The sequence below is a fragment of the Pseudoalteromonas sp. RB2-MNA-CIBAN-0110 genome (assembly GCF_040309305.1).
In the GTDB taxonomy this organism is placed as follows: Bacteria; Pseudomonadota; Gammaproteobacteria; order Enterobacterales; family Alteromonadaceae; genus Pseudoalteromonas; species Pseudoalteromonas arctica.
In genome coordinates this window covers 52,374-69,512 of record NZ_JBEOOQ010000006.1, presented here as the reverse complement: position 1 = coordinate 69,512, position 17,139 = coordinate 52,374, and the positions used below count along the sequence as shown (strand labels likewise).

Below are 17,139 nucleotides of genomic sequence, written 5' to 3'. Positions count from 1 at the left end.
CAAAGTACTTAATACCTAAATACTTCGCCTTTTATAATTTGGCTTATAAACGCATGATGTTTTGCCATGTTTTGTTTTATTTTTAGTAAAGCAAAACCATCTACATTTATATTTTGCGTTTGCTTGCCTGTCAGTGTGTAAGGCGAGCAAATCGCGTTTAAAACTTTGTTTATTTAAAAAGCTGCGTGTTTACTGCTTTTTAAGTGCAGGGTATGCACTAAAAAAATCTTGCCAATGCGTTAAATGATCAACATTTGGGTAAGCACTGTGTACATGATTAACAGAGCCTTGCATATGTTGCCCACCGCTGTAATGCAGTACTTGCATGTTAGCGTCAATTCCTGCATTTACGCCGGCTTTACTGTCTTCAATCACTAAACAATGCTCTGGCTTTACACCCATTTGTTTAGCTGCATGTAAAAATAAATCGGGTGCTGGTTTGCCACGCTTAACTTCGCTGCTGGTAAAAACCGTATCGCTAAAGTACTTACTTAAACTCACTACGCTCAACGCTTTTGCGGTGCGTGCTGGGCTGCTGCTAGTAGCTATACAAATAGGCACAGCTAAATTGTTAAGTACGTCTTTTATACCGTCAGTCGTGGTTAGCCCTGTTTCAAATTCGTTTAACAGTGCTTCGCGGTAGTCACCTTCAAAGCTTTCAGGAAGAGTGACATTAAATGCATCCGCTATTTTTTGGCTTACTGTTTTAAAATTGCAGCCTAAAAAGTGTTGCTGTACATAAGCACGGTCAATATCAACGCCTTTTTCAACAAGCATATTAATGAGTACTTGTGCGCTTAAAATTTCGCTATCAATAACAACGCCATCACAATCAAATATCACTAGCTCAATGTTAGTATTCATCTTGTCACCTTATTAAAACTGTTTGGTTTAGCTAATTTAAGTATAACGAGTTAAGCGCGATTAATATTGTGCAGCTTTTTAGTGCAACTCAATAATGAGCATAAGCCCACCGATTGAGTATATTCCCTTTATTGCACGAATATGTCAACACACTGTAAGTATAAAACGCACCAGCTTGGTGAAAATACACTCAGATAAAACTAAAAACCTTTGTATTTAATCAACTTTATAAAAGCATATTGCGACCAAGGTCGTAGTAAAAAAATTCCGTTAACGTAAAAAGTGCTCCTGTTAATTTATTCCATCTGTTTTACAAATCACATCAATCTAATTAATCAGTTTTACCGAAGTTAATAAAATCAATACTATCGTTAACAGATTAACAGCCTGCACCACTGCCGGCACTTTTAAATAGATGAGGTCGACAATGAATACTCAAATAAACAAAACAAAATTAACACTAACTGCACTAGCACTTGCAATGGCATTACCGGCAAGCGCAGCAACAACACTTACTAAAGATAACGGCGCAGCTGTTGGCGACAACCAAAATTCAATTACTGCAGGCGAACGTGGCAGTGTATTACTAGAAGACGTGCAACTAATTCAAAAACTACAACGCTTTGCACGTGAGCGTATTCCTGAGCGTGTTGTGCATGCTCGTGGTACTGGCGCACACGGTGTGTTTGTAGCATCAAAAGAGTTAGACGATTTAACAATTGCAGCACCGTTTGCACAAGCAGGTAAAGAAACAGACGTATTTGTTCGCTTTTCATCTGTAATCCACTCTAAAGGTAGCCCAGAAACACTGCGTGACCCACGTGGCTTTGCAACTAAGTTTTACACAGACCAAGGTAACTGGGATTTAGTAGGTAATAACTTACCTGTGTTCTTTATTCGTGATGCAATCAAATTCCCAGACATGGTGCACTCTTTAAAGCCATCTCCGGTTGATAACATTCAAGATCCTAACCGTGTATTTGATTTTTTCTCGCATGAACCAGGTTCTACACAAATGCTAACGTGGGTTTACAGCGACTACGGTACACCAGCAAGTCTTCGTAAAATGGACGGTTGGGGTGTACATGCATACAAAATGATTAATAAATCGGGTGATGTTAAATACGTTAAGTTTCATTGGGTAAGCCAGCAAGGCATTGATAACCTTGACGCAAAAGAAGTGGCAAAAGTACAAAGCCAAAACTTTCAACATTTAACACAAGATTTATACACTGAAATAAACAGAGGCAATTTCCCAAAATGGGATCTGTACATTAAAACGCTTGATCCATCGCAGCTTGATGACTTTGATTACAACCCGTTAGATGCAACAAAAATGTGGTTAGATATTAAAGAAACTAAAGTAGGAACAATGACCTTAAACCGTATGCCAACTAACTTCTTCCAGTCTACAGAACAAGTAGCAATGGCACCGGCAAACATTATTCCAGGTATTGAGCCATCAGAAGACCGTTTATTACAAGGTCGTATGTTTTCTTACGCTGATACACAAATGTACCGCCTAGGTGCTAACCACCAGCAATTGCCAATTAACCGTGCAAAAGTTGAAGTGGTTAACTACAACCAAGACGGCGCAATGAATATTGGTAACACGACAAGCAATGTGAACTACCAGCCAAGCCAAGAAAACGTAGCTGAAAACCCAATTGCACGTAGAAGTAACACAGAGCTTAAAGGCTTTGTACAACAAGCCGCGATTAAAAAGCAGCAAAACTTCGCGCAAGCAGGTGTTATATACCGTGGTTTTAGCAAGCAAGAACGTACAAACCTAATTAATAACCTAGCAGGTGATTTAGGCAAAGTGCAAAACAGCAGTGTTAAACACAAAATGCTTAGTCACTTTTACAAAGCTGATAGCGAGTACGGTACACGCTTAACTAAAGCTGTAAACGGCGACCTTAAAATGGTTAAACAACTAGCCGCTAACTTATAAGCAACTAGTTAAAAGCAATTAGTCCCAACTAAATAGCTATTTAAACCACAACCATGAGGAAGGAATAAACCCCTTCCTCTTTTATAAGAGACAATTGTTATGCGTAATTTATTAATTATAGTCGCTCTATTTCTGAGCTTTACCAGTAGCGTTTACGCTCAAAATACATCAGATACACAAACACCCAGTTCGCAAGTTGAAAGCCAACATTCTGTAAAAACTCAATACGATAGCTTATTTGCTTATTACTTTGCCGCAGCACGCACAAACGACACAGCTGTAATAGCGCAATTTGTAGATGCCGGTATTCCTATCGACAGCTACAACAATAAAGGCTACACCGCGTTAATGATTGCTACTTACCATGGTAATAAAAACACGGTTAATACACTTTTACACTTAGGCGCTAATGCCTGTCTAGAAGATAACCGTGGCAACACAGCGCTAATGGCCGCTATTTTTAGAGGTGAATTTAGTATAGCTAAAACACTCGTATCACTTGATTGCGATAACGCGCATCAAAACAAAGCCGGTCAAACAGCCGAGCAATTTGCACAAACATTTGGTCAACAAAAAGTTATAGAGTTACTAGCGCAGGTAAATAATGCAAAATAATCTGCACGCAACAAAAAGCCCTAAAATAATAGGGCTTTTGATTTACTAAATATATGTTCAAATTAAACGTACTTACTCTAAAAACAGTGTGTTTATTAAGCTTTCTTGTTCTTTTCCAGCTTCATGTTTTAATGCTCGTATAAAATCCATAGAATTGGCGGGACTGTTTGGATAACCATGATTTTTCCAAACCAACTTGAGCGCATTAATAATGGGTTCATCCCCAATAGCAGCGCGTAGCTTAGCAAAGACAATGGTTGCTCGCGAATATTGGTCAAAGCTTTGTGTAGCATCAACCAAGGCTGTTCGCTCCTTTATGTTCATCAGCATACTTTGCTCATAGCGTGTTGCTTCATACTCAACCAGCGCTTGCATTGTCGCTTTCCCATAACGCTGCTCTATAACAACAAGCTCAATATACTTTGCCATAGACTCCACTAAAAAAGCGCTATCTGAAAATACCCCATTACCAATATCATGGCCAAACCATTGATGCGCGGTTTCATGAACTGCACGGCGATAACGTTGATCAAAGCCTGCATTAGCGCTTGGCTTTGATCTAAAACCAACACTGTCTTCAATAAGTATAAGTTGCGGCAATGCATAACCTGTAGCACCAACACTAGGCGAGCCTATTAAACTCAATTGTTTTGCTCTATAAGGGCTTATATTATTAAGCCATTTTATTGTATCGCCCATTGCGCTAAGGTTTACAGCTATAGACTCCGCTCGTGCTGGCTCGTTTTTATCTTTAGCAAACACGTTTAATATCACGCCATTTTGCTGTTTGGTAACAGGGGAATAAGGCACCGTGATCCAAGCTGGGATTGCATTTATGGGTGTACGAGTCTCAAAATGAAATATTTCGCGGTCATCTTTGCTGGTACGTGATATTTCCTCTCCTTGGGTTATAACCTGATAACCCCTTGTTGTACTCACTTTACTCGACATAGTAAGCCACTGGTAATGAGTACTTGCTTTCGCCGTTTTAGCAAATAGCTTCGTGGGTCTAATCACCGACTTCACTTTAAGTGCGTGTTGCTGACGAAGTATAGGATCGGTTAATTCATAATTATCTTGATAGCCAACAGTCGGCAATAAAGGCACTGATCGTATATAGCTAAATTCAGGGGTTATTATCTGATGGCCTCTTACTGGCCAAAGCTTAGCTTGATGAACATCAAACCGTGTAACTAGTTTACGTATTTCTCCTGGCTGCATTTCATTCTCAAACTTAAACACAGCTTGATTAAGCAAGGGAAAGCTTTTAGCCCTTTGCGCGCCATCGATTTCAATATCGGCCCATTTATAAAAACCAGAGCGCCCAACCAATATCTCTTTAATAGGATCTTGATGGGTGTTTTTTAAGGTATATATTAAGGAAAAATGAGCTTGCTGCTGATGCGGATAAAAGCCTACATTAGCATCAATGTGCACAATGTTTGGCTGTGCTACATTGCGCCATTGTGAGAATGCTTTTTCGTATTGTGCTTTAAATGCCTCGCGTTTATGCGAGTTGGTTAAAGGCTTCTCCTCAACCAGTCTTAAATGTAATTGAGTAAATAGTGCCACAGTAATAAGTAAAGGTATAAGTAACCAAAAATGTTTAACCCCCATTACTCTTTGGCTCAACCCGGCACCTCGGTGATTAAAAATCCCCGTAATTATAACTAAACTTATACACGCCACTAACCAAACTGATATATAAGGCCAATAACTACTTATACTTGCACGATAACCCCAAAAGTTATCAGGTGCCTGCAAAGGCGTCCAACCAACACTCCACAATGTATGCGTGAGGCCAAGGCTAGTCATTATCGGTGTAAATTTGATCAGTAAAATAACAGCAATTAGCAAACCCGCAATAAGCTGCGAACGACACAAATTAAATACACACAAAAATACACACGCAATAATGGCAAGCACAATTGCCATCAAAAATAAAATGGTTAAATGTACTTCAAATTGATATGCACTGTGTAAAAACCACTGAGCTGCACTTGCCCCTAATAAGCTCATTGTTAAAAAAAACAATATCATAGTACCTAGGGCCAATAACTGACTGTTTAAAAAGTAATATGTTTTGAGCGGTGTGGCAGCGATCAGCTCAGCTATATTATAGTATTTAGCGAAACAGCTTACTTGCCAGCTCCACAAAGCCATTAATAAAGTGCCAAACAACAATTGCATATCAAATGCATAATAACTGATCGCATCAAGGCTTGTGGTGCTCATAACACTCATTGGTTCAACATAACCAGACGACGAGGCAACACTATTAAAAACTATCACCGGCCAAACAAAAATAATCAGTAAAGTAACAGGGTGTGAAACCAAATTAACCAGCGTAATTTTGTATAAACTGGCCATCATCAAAAATGGTTTTTTTGTGACTTTCGCTGTTTTATATTCAGCGGGTTCTAACGTGTTGTAACGAATGTATTCGTTAGTATTTTTACCATTTTCACTCTTTAATAATGTGTGTTTTTTATTTTTACTAAAAGTAATATAAAAAATACCAACAGCAAGCATACTCACAACAACGCGATTAATAGCAAATGAAGCTCCTAATGAATTGGTTAAACTGTTTATTACGGCTGTGTATGCAAAAGGGTCAAGCCAAACAAATAATGTATAAAATCGATTGCTTATAATACTACTTCCAGCAAGCATTGGATTTCCGGTAATACTTGCAAGCATTATGTAGCCTATCCACAACACTGTAAAAACAACATAATTGGGTAATGAATTAGCTGATTTATGGCAAACAAAAAAGGCAACAACAACTAAAAAGCAGCTATTTGGTAACAACACTAAAAAGCTATTAAATACAGTAAAAGAAACCATATTTGGTATATAGCCCAATTGCCTTACTTGCATGTATATCATTACTAAATCACTGATTAAACTAATAATAAAAACCAAGCAAATCAGTAAGCATACTCTTGCTAAACTGCGCTTAAATAAGCTAGTTTGCGTAGCATAAATAAGCTCCTGCATTGACGCGTGCTGATCTCGTAAAAATATAACGGGCGCCAATACTCCTACAAGCACAGGTAACTGCATCATTTGTAGCATTGTAATATTTAACTTAAATTGTTTTAACGAATTAACTTCAACTGCTGCAAGCCCAGAGGACAACATAACCGCAAATACCAAAGGGATAATAATGCACAGCCAAACAAGTGGTTGGCGCACTGCATATCGCCACTCATTAAAAATTAACATGTTTGACTTCCTTCATTGAGTGCAAAAAAGTACTTGTCTTGAAGCGTAGCGGGCGAGTTTATTGCATTTTGTGCAGGCGCTGTGTCTGCATAGACACGAAATGACGCTCTACCATAGCGATGGCTCTTACTTAATACATGCTGATTTGGTATGCCCGTAGGTAAACTTTCGAGCTGCCAAATCTTGCCTTCTAAAGGAACTAGTAACTCTTTTACGTCACCGCTTTGTATGAGTGCTCCTTGATCTATAATGGCCACGTAGTGACATAAATTTTCTACATCTTCAACAATATGGGTCGATAACAATACCAACCTATTTTGACTAATACTAACGAGTAAATTATTTAAACTTTCTCGTTCCACAGGATCGAGCCCAGCAGTGGGTTCATCCATAATAATTAGCTTTGGGTTACCTAACAAAGCCTGAGCCACACCAAAACGCTGCTTCATTCCTCCCGAAAAATTAACGACCTTTTTATTAGCAAACTGAGTCAAATTGGTTAGCTCAAGTAAACTATTAATTTGGTTTTTGCGTGCATTACCATCTATGCCTTTTAATACGGCAATATGCTCAAGTAACGCCCGACAACTCATGTTGGGGTACACGCCAAAATATTGTGGTAAATAGCCTAGCTGCGATCTAAGCGCATCTGGTTGGCTAATCACATCAAGGCCATTAAAATTAATATGTCCGGAGTCGGCATTTTGTAAACACGCGAGTGTGCGCATAAGTGTTGATTTACCCGCTCCATTAGGGCCAAGTAGACCGACCATACCGGCGGGTAGAGTGATCGTCACATCATTCAAAGCCTGCGTACCATCTGCGTATTTTTTGTTGATATTTTTCAGTGTAAGCATTAGTTTCATCCTTAATTGGTATAGCACCAGCTTAAGAAAGCAAGTCAATACAAGCGAGAAAATAATGGTTAACGTATTGAAATAAATGATGAACATAAAAAAGTAACGTTGGTCATTTAAATATGACCTTTCATCATTTAAATAAACGGCCTAGTATGCTTAAAACGGTTACTAACCCTATGAAATAAAATAATTATTTTAAAAATAAATTATGATTGAAACAATTTTATGGATAAACTAGCGCGCTCAGCGTAGTGAATTGTGCAAAGGTAATGTTTAAAATAAAAAGACAATTTTATCTAAGCATATCTGCTCAGAAACTATAATAAAAACGGAGTCACATATGCAGCAAGCCAATACACCAATATGGCAACGCTTTAGCATTACCCAGCTAATAATTTTTTTACCGCTAATAGCCGCTATTATGCTCGACTCTCATATACGCTTTTTGTCATCACATATGGATTCAACTAGCCAATATCTGACTATTAATATTCAACTTTTTTTACAGTGTATTCCCTTTTTTATTGCCCATGCGTTTGCATATCGTTTATTACTTACACCCGCAATCATAGTTTGGCTGTTAGGCTTTTTAGCCTATCCATCTCTCTTGCTAGTATTTAATAACCAACTTCTTAACTTTTCGCAATGGCAATACCTTGATGCACAATGTTGGACAATGTGCGCATCTGCAAGTGGTATATGGCTTATTACTAAACGCACTAATAAAAATAACAATGTGTTGAGTAATAAATGGCTTAAATCCTTGTTTTCACTTGATACAGTCGTGTTTATAGTACTTTTAGGTTGGGCAATAGTTACATCAAGCATACTCAATACGCACACTGATCCTATGTTAAACCAGCCTATTGAGCCTGTTATTGATGTTTATAAAGTATTCACACAGTTTGATACTTTTTTGGGTTACCTTTGGCAAATTACTGTTTGTGCCGGATTAGTATATGGAGTGTATTTATTAAATAGATATTTATTAATACGCTACGTATTAACCTATCATGGCGTATTAATATTTTTGTTTGCAAGTTTAATAAGCCTCGTTGTACTTACACCTATATTAACATCGTGCTTGCTACTGTTACCTATTAACGATTTACCCTCAGGCATTGCTAACTTAACACCAGGCGGTAATGATAATATTTTCAGCCCTGAAAATTATCAGTTCGTATTTTTGTTTTTAGCTATAAGCACACCGATTATTTTAGCGTTTGAACGACAGCAACAACACGTTCAAATTAGCAACATTGCCCAGCAACAAACAAAAACAGAGCTAATGCTACTTCAGCAGCAAATTAACCCTCATTTTTTATTTAATACATTAAACAACCTTTACGCGCTGACATTAAAAAAAGCAGATAATGCACCAGATCTTGTTATGCAATTAGCTAATTTACTGCGTTACAGTGTTTATGAAGGCCAAAAAGCACAGGTGAGTTTAGAAAAAGAAATCAATTACTTAAAAGGTTTTATTGCATTACAGCATTTACGAAGTGCTGAGCGCTGCAACTTTGATGTGCAATGGCCTGAACATCAACAACACTATTTAATTTCGCCGCTACTGTTAATAATGATTTTAGAAAACGCGATAAAGCATGGTGTAGAGCCCACGTCACAAAAAGTAACGGTTGTGTTTAAAATCACCATGGCCGATAACATACTAACGCTATTTTCCTCTAACCCTATTCTACCTAATAACAATTCAGAGCATGGGATGGGACTTAACAATTTACGCCGTAGGCTAACTCTTTTATATCCAAATAAGCACACATTAATTATTAATGAAAATAAAAACCTTTGGCAAACCACACTTAAATTGGAGCTGGCTGCATGCTAAACACAATAATTGTTGATGACGAGCCGCTCGCGCATGACGTTATACTGCATCATTTAAGTGCCCATAAAGATATTAATATAAGCGGACAATACCTTAACGCTAAAGATGCATTATGTGCTTTAGCCACATCATCTATTGATTTGTTATTTTTAGACATAAACATGCCCGAACTATCAGGGATTGCATTACTAAAAGTGCTCGCGAATCGACCACAAGTGATTATTATTAGTGCGTATCAAGAATATGCTTTAGCCGGTTTTGAACTAGACGTAACTGACTACCTACTAAAACCAGTCTCTGCGCAACGCCTTGAACAAGCACTCAATAAAGTACGGAAAAAAAGAAAACACATAACGCTAAATCCCAAGGCACCTCTGGCTATTACGCTTAAAATCGATCGTGAAAAACATAAAATTCAATTAAGCGATATAGACATGTTTGAAGCGTATGGTAATTACGTAAGAGTATGGCAAGGTGAAAAATCATTACTTGCAAGCAGTACTCTCAAATACATATTGCAGGAACTTGATACTTCATTTATTCAAGTCCACAAATCTTACGTGATTAACAAAAATAAAGTTGTTGCGTTAAGTAATGAAAGCGTTCAACTAGCATCAGGCGTGTCAGTTAAAATTGGCAAGTCATTTAAACAACAAGTGCGCGACATTATTTAATTTAAGCTCGGTTAAAGTTCCCCCTTTATTTAAAAGCCCTAATGCTTTAGGGCTTTAGGGCTTTAGGGCTTTAGGGCTTTAGGGCTTTAGGGCTTTAGGGCTTTAGGGCTTTAAATTATTTTACCTTTAAAAAGTAGCGTTACAATTTCCAATTCATTATTTTAGAAGCACGTTAAAAACGATACGTTACTGAAGCACCTAACGTTTGAGGATTCACTACCGCAACATAACCCGTTGGGTAGGGACCACTTGCAGGCTCAACTGACGTAAATGCTTCTTCATCTAATGCATTATTAATAAAAGCACTCACCAACCAATGATCGCTGTTATAGCTTATTGTTGCACGCGTAATTGTATAACCTCCGGCAACACGCTCTTCTGTATTAGTTAAATCGCCATAGTAATCGTCTACATAATTAGCGCTCACATTTAACTTTAAGCTATCAGTAAACCAATGCGATAAACCTAAACTTGCAGTTAGCTCTGGTGCTGAGTTTAATTCGTTACCCACTGCATCTGAATAAGTCGCTGATTCATCTATTTTAGTTTTTAATAAACCTAGCCCTGCATGTAACTGCCATTGCTCACCTAGCATGCTATATGCTTCAAGTTCTAAGCCATAGCTATGCGCATCGTCAATATTAGTGATTTTTCGACTTGAGCTTAAGGCTTGATAACCATTAAAGTTATTGTAAAAAATATTAGCACTAATATTTAAATCACCATTATTTAGTACGCTACGCGAGCCTACTTCATAGGTATTTACTGATTCTTGCTCGTAGTAATAGTATTCTTGTGCAGCAAAATCTAAGGCACCACCACCAGCGTTATAACCACGACGAGCACTTGCCGATAAGGTAGTGTTATTAGTTACTTTATATTGAACAGCTACCGTAGGTAGTTTTATCGTATTAGAATTATCTAATTGCTCAACTAATCTGCTGCCACCAAAAGCCATATCAAAATTACGAAGTTGTTCTTCACGCTCAACTCGCAGCCCCGCTGTTAACGTAAGCTCATTTGTTAACTCAAAGCTTGTTTCGCCATAAATTGCTTTAGAGTCACTACTATCGTCACCAAAATAATTGGTTGCACCAACGCTTTTAAAGTCTTGTTCACGGTCAAAATAAGCAATACCTACAAAGCCCGAATAAAAATCACTATTTAAGCCAAAGTTTAACTTACTATCAATTGTGATATTTTTTTCATCCATAAAAATATCAGACTCAGCACTGGCAAGTGCCTCATATGCTTCGAAGCCCCAATCATAATCCATATATGCGAGTAATATATCGAACGAAAAGTTATCATTTATTTTATAGTCAATATTTACCTGAGTCGTGTCTGACTGGGTATCCATATCGCGCTGAAATAAAGGTACATAGTCAAATGGCTCATCGCCTTCAAAATACTTACGACCTGTATTACCCTCTTCACTGTAGGTAGAGTAAGTTAGCTGTACAGCTAAATCTGTTGTTGGGGTATACAGTAATTTTGCACGCGTACTACTGGTATTAAGCTTATTTAAGTTTTTATCTGTTGGATTGGTTTCATGTATCGTTGGGTTGCTAAAAGTTTCACCATTAACATATTGAGTAGACAAACGAAATGCTAATACATCATCAATTAAAGCCCCTGAAACAACTCCGGCTGTATCAAGGTAACTATCTTGGTTTCTATACCCAATGCGTACAGCACCTTCAAAATCTTGTGTTGGTGCTTTGGTTGTCATATAAACTGCACCACCAATGCTATTACGACCATTGCTAGTTGACTGCGGTCCACGGTATACCGCTATTTGATCTATATCCCACAAGCCAGTATCACCGGTTAAATCAGCTACAAACGGCTGACTTACACCATCAACAAGTGTTGATACTCTTGCTTTAGAGCCACCGCTAAATGAGTTGAAACCTGTTGCACCACCATTACCCGACACACCGCGCATATCAGGCACGGCTCCAGTAAGTACCACTACATTTGCCATTTCTGCCAAAGCTTCTGAAACAGAACCTAGTTGTCCATTTTCTAATAGTGACTTATCTACCACTGCAACCGATGTAATCGTATCTTTGAGTGACCTTTCGATTTTTTCGCCTGTTACAATAATTGTATCTATTGATTCGCGACTTGTTTCATCAGCAAATGCATTGCTTTGAGCCAACAATAAAGAGCTTGTAATCAGTAGTGAAAGTTTATTAGGCTTAAATGAAGCTACCACAGTTATTTCCTTTTATGGATAGTTGTCTTATTTTTCGAAAAAATAGCATAAACACACTCTTGTTGCAATTGAGTTTAGTTATCATTTAGAATAGTAACATCATTAATAAGTGTTTTAATTTATGTTGCAACTTACCCTTTCTCTTATTTTATTTACTGCTATATCACTATTTTATCTCAGTAACCGCCACCAACGACTACTAAGCAAACCCATTAATAAAAACTGGCGCAAGCTCGCATTTATCCTTTTTGTTATTGCAATACCATTAGCCTTATATGTTTTTTCTAATGCGGCAGCCGTATTTTTTATCATTTTAATGATAATGCTCGCTTTAATAATAATTCCGCTCGTAAGCCTTATTAAACACAAGGAAGTAAAATAATGTCATCTGCACAAAGGCAAAAAATAAAACCAACTTGGCTTGGCAAAAGTTTGGCTGGTTGTTTTTTAGGGCTAGCGCTAGCGTTTATTCTCGTTGCTTTTTTTGCATGGTATGGAGCGGGAGGCATAGATGCGCCCGACAAAGTGCAATTTAATATGTGGATGATACCCATTTTATGGTTAACTATTTTTAGCTTCACCTACCTGTTTAGTTCAGCAAAAAATGCTTGGCTGACACTTGGGGGCTTAAATATAACGCTATATAGTCTATTTATAATTTTAAGGAATTGGCTATGAGAGTAAGAGCCGATATTTTGCGTACCTACCAAGGTGTGCATACATGGACAGGAATAATTGCAGGTTTAGTACTTTTTATAGGTTTTTATGCTGGTAGTTTAACCATGTTTAAACACGAATTAGCGCAGTGGGCAAACCCCGCCAGTGCACCAGTGACTAAACCACACACTAACAATCACCAAACATTAGTTGATCAAGCAATAACTAAGTACCCTGAGCAAATGGGTAATGGTTTTTCTCTCGATTTATTAACAAATCAAGCGCCACTATCTTGGTATAGCCAAGGTAAAGAGCGCGGGATGAAACTTGATAATCAATTACAGGTACTCTATCTAAACCAGCAAAATGATCTTGTAATACAGCAACAAAGTGAGAATAAACTTGCAGATTTAATAGATTACTTACATCGAACCGCAGGGTTTGCAGGCGAAATTGGGCACGACCAATCAGGCGTATATATACTCGGTATAGCATCTGCGCTGTACTTTTTAGCATTGGTGTCTGGCGTAATTATTTTACTACCTACGCTTGTAAAAACCTTTTTTGCGATTCGAAAAGAAAAAGGCGCCAGTCGCTTTTGGCTCGATAGTCATAATTTAGTTGGGATCGCCAGTTTGCCTTTTCATTTAATTATAGCGTTTACTGTGGTGGTATTTGCATTTCATGATCTGGTTTATGATGGTCTATCAGCATTTTATGACGATAAATCCTTTTTTCAACGTCCTGCCCCAGCAGCACATAATTATCATATTGCAAACTTACCAAGCATAAATAAGCAGCTCCTAGCGGCAAAAAACTACGCCCCAGGTTATGAGCCAATTCACATTACATTTAGTCGTTTAAATACAAACAGTCCGACAGCAACATTAAAAATGAGTAATAGCAGCGCTGTCGTTCGCGGACCTGATACCGACTACTTATTCTTACACCCCTATACATTAAAAGTACTTAACTCAAGCTATCCGCAAGGAGATGATGGTGTTTGGGGTAATATAGTAGGAAGTTTCTTTTCACTTCACTTTGGTACTTATGGAGGTGAATGGGGACGTTGGGGGTATTTTGTTATGGGGCTACTTGGCGCATTCTTATTTTACTCTGGTAACTTATTATGGCTAGACAAGCGCTTTAAACAAGATGCCAACAAACGAAGTACACGATTTATGGCAAATTTAACAATTGGTGTTTGCTTAGGGTCAATGATTGCAGTGGTTGCCACTTTATTACAAGCTAAATGGACTAACCAATATATGGGTAACGCAAATTACAGCTATCTCTATAGTTACTATTTGGTATTTTTTGCCTTTGTTGCTTATACCTTTTTTAAAGGAACTCACCATGCTAGCTATTGGGGCTTAATGGGTATTGCACTTTTATCTGCTGGTATGGGGGGGTCAACACTTATACAGGCTTTATTAGCTGATGATTTTTTAAAATATTATCAAAGCGGTTTTGTTGATATTAGCGCTGCAGTATTTGCATTAATATTTTATTATTGTGCAAAAAAAGTTAGAAATAAATCAGTAAGCTATGCAGTTATACCTGCAAAATTATAAAGAAAAACTTAATGAGGCGTATTGCACGTCTCATTAAAGGTATAAATTTAGATTTAAAATATAAAATCATTAAATATCAGTTCCTTATAAGCATTAGCTAAAGTAGATTAGTTTACTGTGCGTTTAGGCTTTTCTCGCGTTACAAAGTAGCAAATTAGCGAGCCCACTGTTACCAGTACAACCCCTTGCCAAAACGAAGCACTCAGCGTAATAGATAAATACAACGCCGAAATAATAGTAGAAAACACCGGTGTAAAGTACGAAAGCGTACCCAAAAGCATTAAGTTACCGCCAATAATAGCTTGATTCCACAGCGCATAACCGCTCCCCACTACTACGCCGGCTAATAATAACGTCATGCTTGAGCTGATTGAAAACGTTAATGGCGCTTCATTACTAAAACCATATTGCGCCCACAAACTCATTGCCGTAACAGTAAAAAATAACGTAATGGCATTTTTACCATTACTCAGTTTTTGCGTAACTACGCAATAAATAGCCCATATAAACGCTGCAGCTAATGCCATTAGGTAAGTAGCAGGATTATCAGCAAAGTTAGTAACAAGCGTATCGACCGACATTTCTTGATCGCCCGTAATACACCAAGCAACGCCTAAAAAAGCAATAATCATGCTTGGGTAAACCCAGTAACTTACTTTTTTACGACCAATAATAATAGAGAGCAGTATTGTTAGCGTGGGCCACAAATAATTAATAACCGCCATTTCCATTGCCTGATGACGACTATTTGCCATACCAATAGAAAGCGCCAAGCAAATTTCGTACGATACAAATAATAAAGTACCTACTACCAAGTAGCGTTTCGAAAAACCACTAAACTTGGGCACTCCCATAACCAAAATTAAAAATATCGCACTGACAGAATACATGGCCGCAGCACCACCAATGGGGCTAAACAACTCAGAAATATCCCGTAGTAATGCAACTAAGCAACTCCACAGTAATATTGCAGCGACTCCATATAGTGTATATTTATTTTTGCTTATAAAATCCATTTGCCAACCCAAAAGTACTACTCGTAAATTTGAAACTAAACTAACAGTAATTATTTAATTAAACAATTAAAGTTAATAGCTTAAACCTCTCGCCTGTTTTTAACATCCACCCTTTTTAGTAATTGACCTTTTGGTCAGTAAAGCTACAATCAATCAATACGTTAAACACGCAAACTCTATAATGACCACACAAATAAAGCCAAATAAAAAAGAAATTACACGCGAGAAAAACCAAAAATTAATTTTAGATGCCGCCGAGCAATTGTTTTCGCAATTAGGTTACGACGGAGCAAGTATGAGCATGGTTGCTAAAGAAGCGCAGGTGCCAAAAGCTAATATTTTGTATTACTTTAAAAGTAAAGATGGTCTGTATGAGTCTGTGATCGACCGCATAATAGCTAATTGGAACTTGGGCCTCGATAACGTCACAATTAACGACGATCCAGCTACCGTGCTTTATAACTATATTAAAAGCAAAGTAATACTCGCCGTAAATCAGCCAATGCAATCTCGCTTATTTGCCAGTGAAATACTGCGCGGTGCCCCTTATTTACAAAACTACTTTAGAACCAATACCCGCCCTTGGGTTAAACAAAAGGTTGATGTACTTCAAGCATGGATGGACGCAGATAAAATGGATAAGGTTGATCCCTACCATTTGCTCTTTACTATTTGGTCTACTACGCAATATTACGCCGACTTTCAGGCTGAGGTTTTACTCGTAATGAACAAATTAGAGTACGACGAAACCGATGTGGCACAGATTACGCAATCAATTGCCCACATAATTTTAAAAGGTATTGGTCTTAAAATACCTGAGCAAAGTGAGACTTAACCCATGACATCCTTTACTACACCCGATTTATTTGACGATCATCGCGATAAAGTACAAGTAGCAGACAGCGGCCTTTACCACTTTGGTAAAAAAACCACGTTTTATGGCAAAGTAGTTACCGTTACCTGCCCAGAAGACAACTCTTTTGCCGCCGATATATTGCATGAAAATGGTGAAGGTAAAGTATTAGTTATAAACGGGTTTGCGAGCAAACGCTTTGCATTTATAGGCGATATTATGGCTGAGCGTGCCTTAAGTAATGGCTGGGAAGGCGTAATAATAAATGGCTGTTGCCGAGATATAGAAATACTTGCCACGATGAACTTATCTGTAATGGCGCTAGGCTCTACACCGCGTAGTACCTTAAAGCGCGGCTTTGGTGATAAAAACCAAGTTATTACCATGCTTAGCACCACCATAGAACCTAACGATTGGGTTTACGCCGATATTAACGGTTTAATCATCAGTAAAACGGCCCTTATTTAGCACTCAAAACCATATAAATAAAGACCAACTTGGTGCACCTTCGCACCAAGTTGGTTTGTTTTAACTCATTTTAATCTCACTATTTTTATAGCCCATATTTACAACTCTCATACAACCCACTAAAACCTGACCAGTTGGACAGGATTTTAATTTATGGCATTCCTCTTGCTTAGTCTAAACACTATAAAATCAAAACTACCGATTAAAAAGCGGAGCTTTAGCAATTGCATTAAATTAGTGATCTATTATAACGCGAAGAAAATAGCGCAATAACAAGGCAAAAATTATGACATATAGTTGTTCTCT

At 37.8% G+C, this 17,139-nt stretch carries 12 protein-coding genes; 7 read left to right on the top strand and 5 right to left on the bottom strand.

Annotated elements, in window-relative coordinates; translation table 11 throughout:
- Positions 1-189: 189 nt before the first annotated feature.
- Positions 190-864, bottom strand: a complete 675-nt coding sequence (locus tag AAEY68_RS05365) for an HAD family hydrolase (protein ID WP_024591940.1) — start codon at positions 862-864, stop codon at positions 190-192.
- A gap of 427 nt (positions 865-1,291) precedes the next feature.
- Between AAEY68_RS05365 and AAEY68_RS05360 the strand changes: the two genes are divergently transcribed.
- Positions 1,292-2,818, top strand: coding sequence for a catalase (locus AAEY68_RS05360; RefSeq protein WP_024593258.1), 1,527 nt, complete (start codon positions 1,292-1,294; stop codon positions 2,816-2,818).
- A gap of 99 nt (positions 2,819-2,917) precedes the next feature.
- Positions 2,918-3,433 carry an ankyrin repeat domain-containing protein gene (locus AAEY68_RS05355; protein ID WP_024593257.1) on the top strand — a complete coding sequence of 172 codons (516 nt, stop codon included), beginning with the start codon at positions 2,918-2,920 and terminating at the stop codon, positions 3,431-3,433.
- A 72-nt stretch (positions 3,434-3,505) separates the two neighbouring features.
- On the opposite strand, the gene AAEY68_RS05350 is transcribed toward AAEY68_RS05355, so the two are convergent.
- Positions 3,506-6,661, bottom strand: a complete 3,156-nt coding sequence (locus AAEY68_RS05350; RefSeq protein ID WP_350585634.1) for a M1 family aminopeptidase — start codon at positions 6,659-6,661, stop codon at positions 3,506-3,508.
- Positions 6,655-7,518 (bottom strand): ABC transporter ATP-binding protein, encoded by an 864-nt coding sequence (locus AAEY68_RS05345; protein WP_024593255.1) that lies wholly within the window; start codon positions 7,516-7,518, stop codon positions 6,655-6,657. The genes AAEY68_RS05350 and AAEY68_RS05345 overlap by 7 nt, the downstream gene beginning before the upstream one ends.
- Before the next feature lie 343 nt (positions 7,519-7,861).
- Between AAEY68_RS05345 and AAEY68_RS05340 the strand changes: the two genes are divergently transcribed.
- Both AAEY68_RS05340 and AAEY68_RS05335 read left to right on the top strand, forming a co-directional pair.
- Positions 7,862-9,370 (top strand): sensor histidine kinase, encoded by a 1,509-nt coding sequence (locus AAEY68_RS05340; RefSeq protein ID WP_024593254.1) that lies wholly within the window; start codon positions 7,862-7,864, stop codon positions 9,368-9,370.
- Entirely contained in the window at positions 9,364-10,044 is a 681-nt protein-coding gene (locus tag AAEY68_RS05335) for a LytR/AlgR family response regulator transcription factor (protein ID WP_024593253.1), read from the top strand. Before AAEY68_RS05340 ends, AAEY68_RS05335 begins: the two co-directional genes overlap by 7 nt.
- 172 nt (positions 10,045-10,216) lie before the next feature.
- Here AAEY68_RS05335 and AAEY68_RS05330 read toward each other — a convergent pair whose 3' ends face one another.
- Complete coding sequence (locus AAEY68_RS05330) at positions 10,217-12,265, bottom strand: TonB-dependent receptor (protein ID WP_024593252.1); 2,049 nt, start codon at positions 12,263-12,265, stop codon at positions 10,217-10,219.
- Between the two features lie 674 nt (positions 12,266-12,939).
- Between AAEY68_RS05330 and AAEY68_RS05325 the strand changes: the two genes are divergently transcribed.
- The gene (locus AAEY68_RS05325; protein WP_024593250.1) at positions 12,940-14,496 is read left to right on the top strand and encodes a PepSY-associated TM helix domain-containing protein; all 1,557 of its coding nucleotides are present in this window, start codon (positions 12,940-12,942) and stop codon (positions 14,494-14,496) included.
- Positions 14,497-14,603: 107 nt separating this feature from the next.
- On the opposite strand, the gene yddG is transcribed toward AAEY68_RS05325, so the two are convergent.
- Entirely contained in the window at positions 14,604-15,512 is a 909-nt protein-coding gene (yddG, locus tag AAEY68_RS05320) for an aromatic amino acid DMT transporter YddG (protein WP_024593249.1), read from the bottom strand.
- Positions 15,513-15,693: 181 nt separating this feature from the next.
- Here yddG and AAEY68_RS05315 point away from each other — a divergent pair, with 181 nt between their 5' ends.
- Entirely contained in the window at positions 15,694-16,347 is a 654-nt protein-coding gene (locus AAEY68_RS05315; protein WP_007584328.1) for a TetR/AcrR family transcriptional regulator, read from the top strand.
- Positions 16,348-16,350: 3 nt separating this feature from the next.
- Positions 16,351-16,833 (top strand): putative 4-hydroxy-4-methyl-2-oxoglutarate aldolase, encoded by a 483-nt coding sequence (locus AAEY68_RS05310; RefSeq protein WP_350585633.1) that lies wholly within the window; start codon positions 16,351-16,353, stop codon positions 16,831-16,833.
- Positions 16,834-17,139 lie beyond the last annotated feature (306 nt).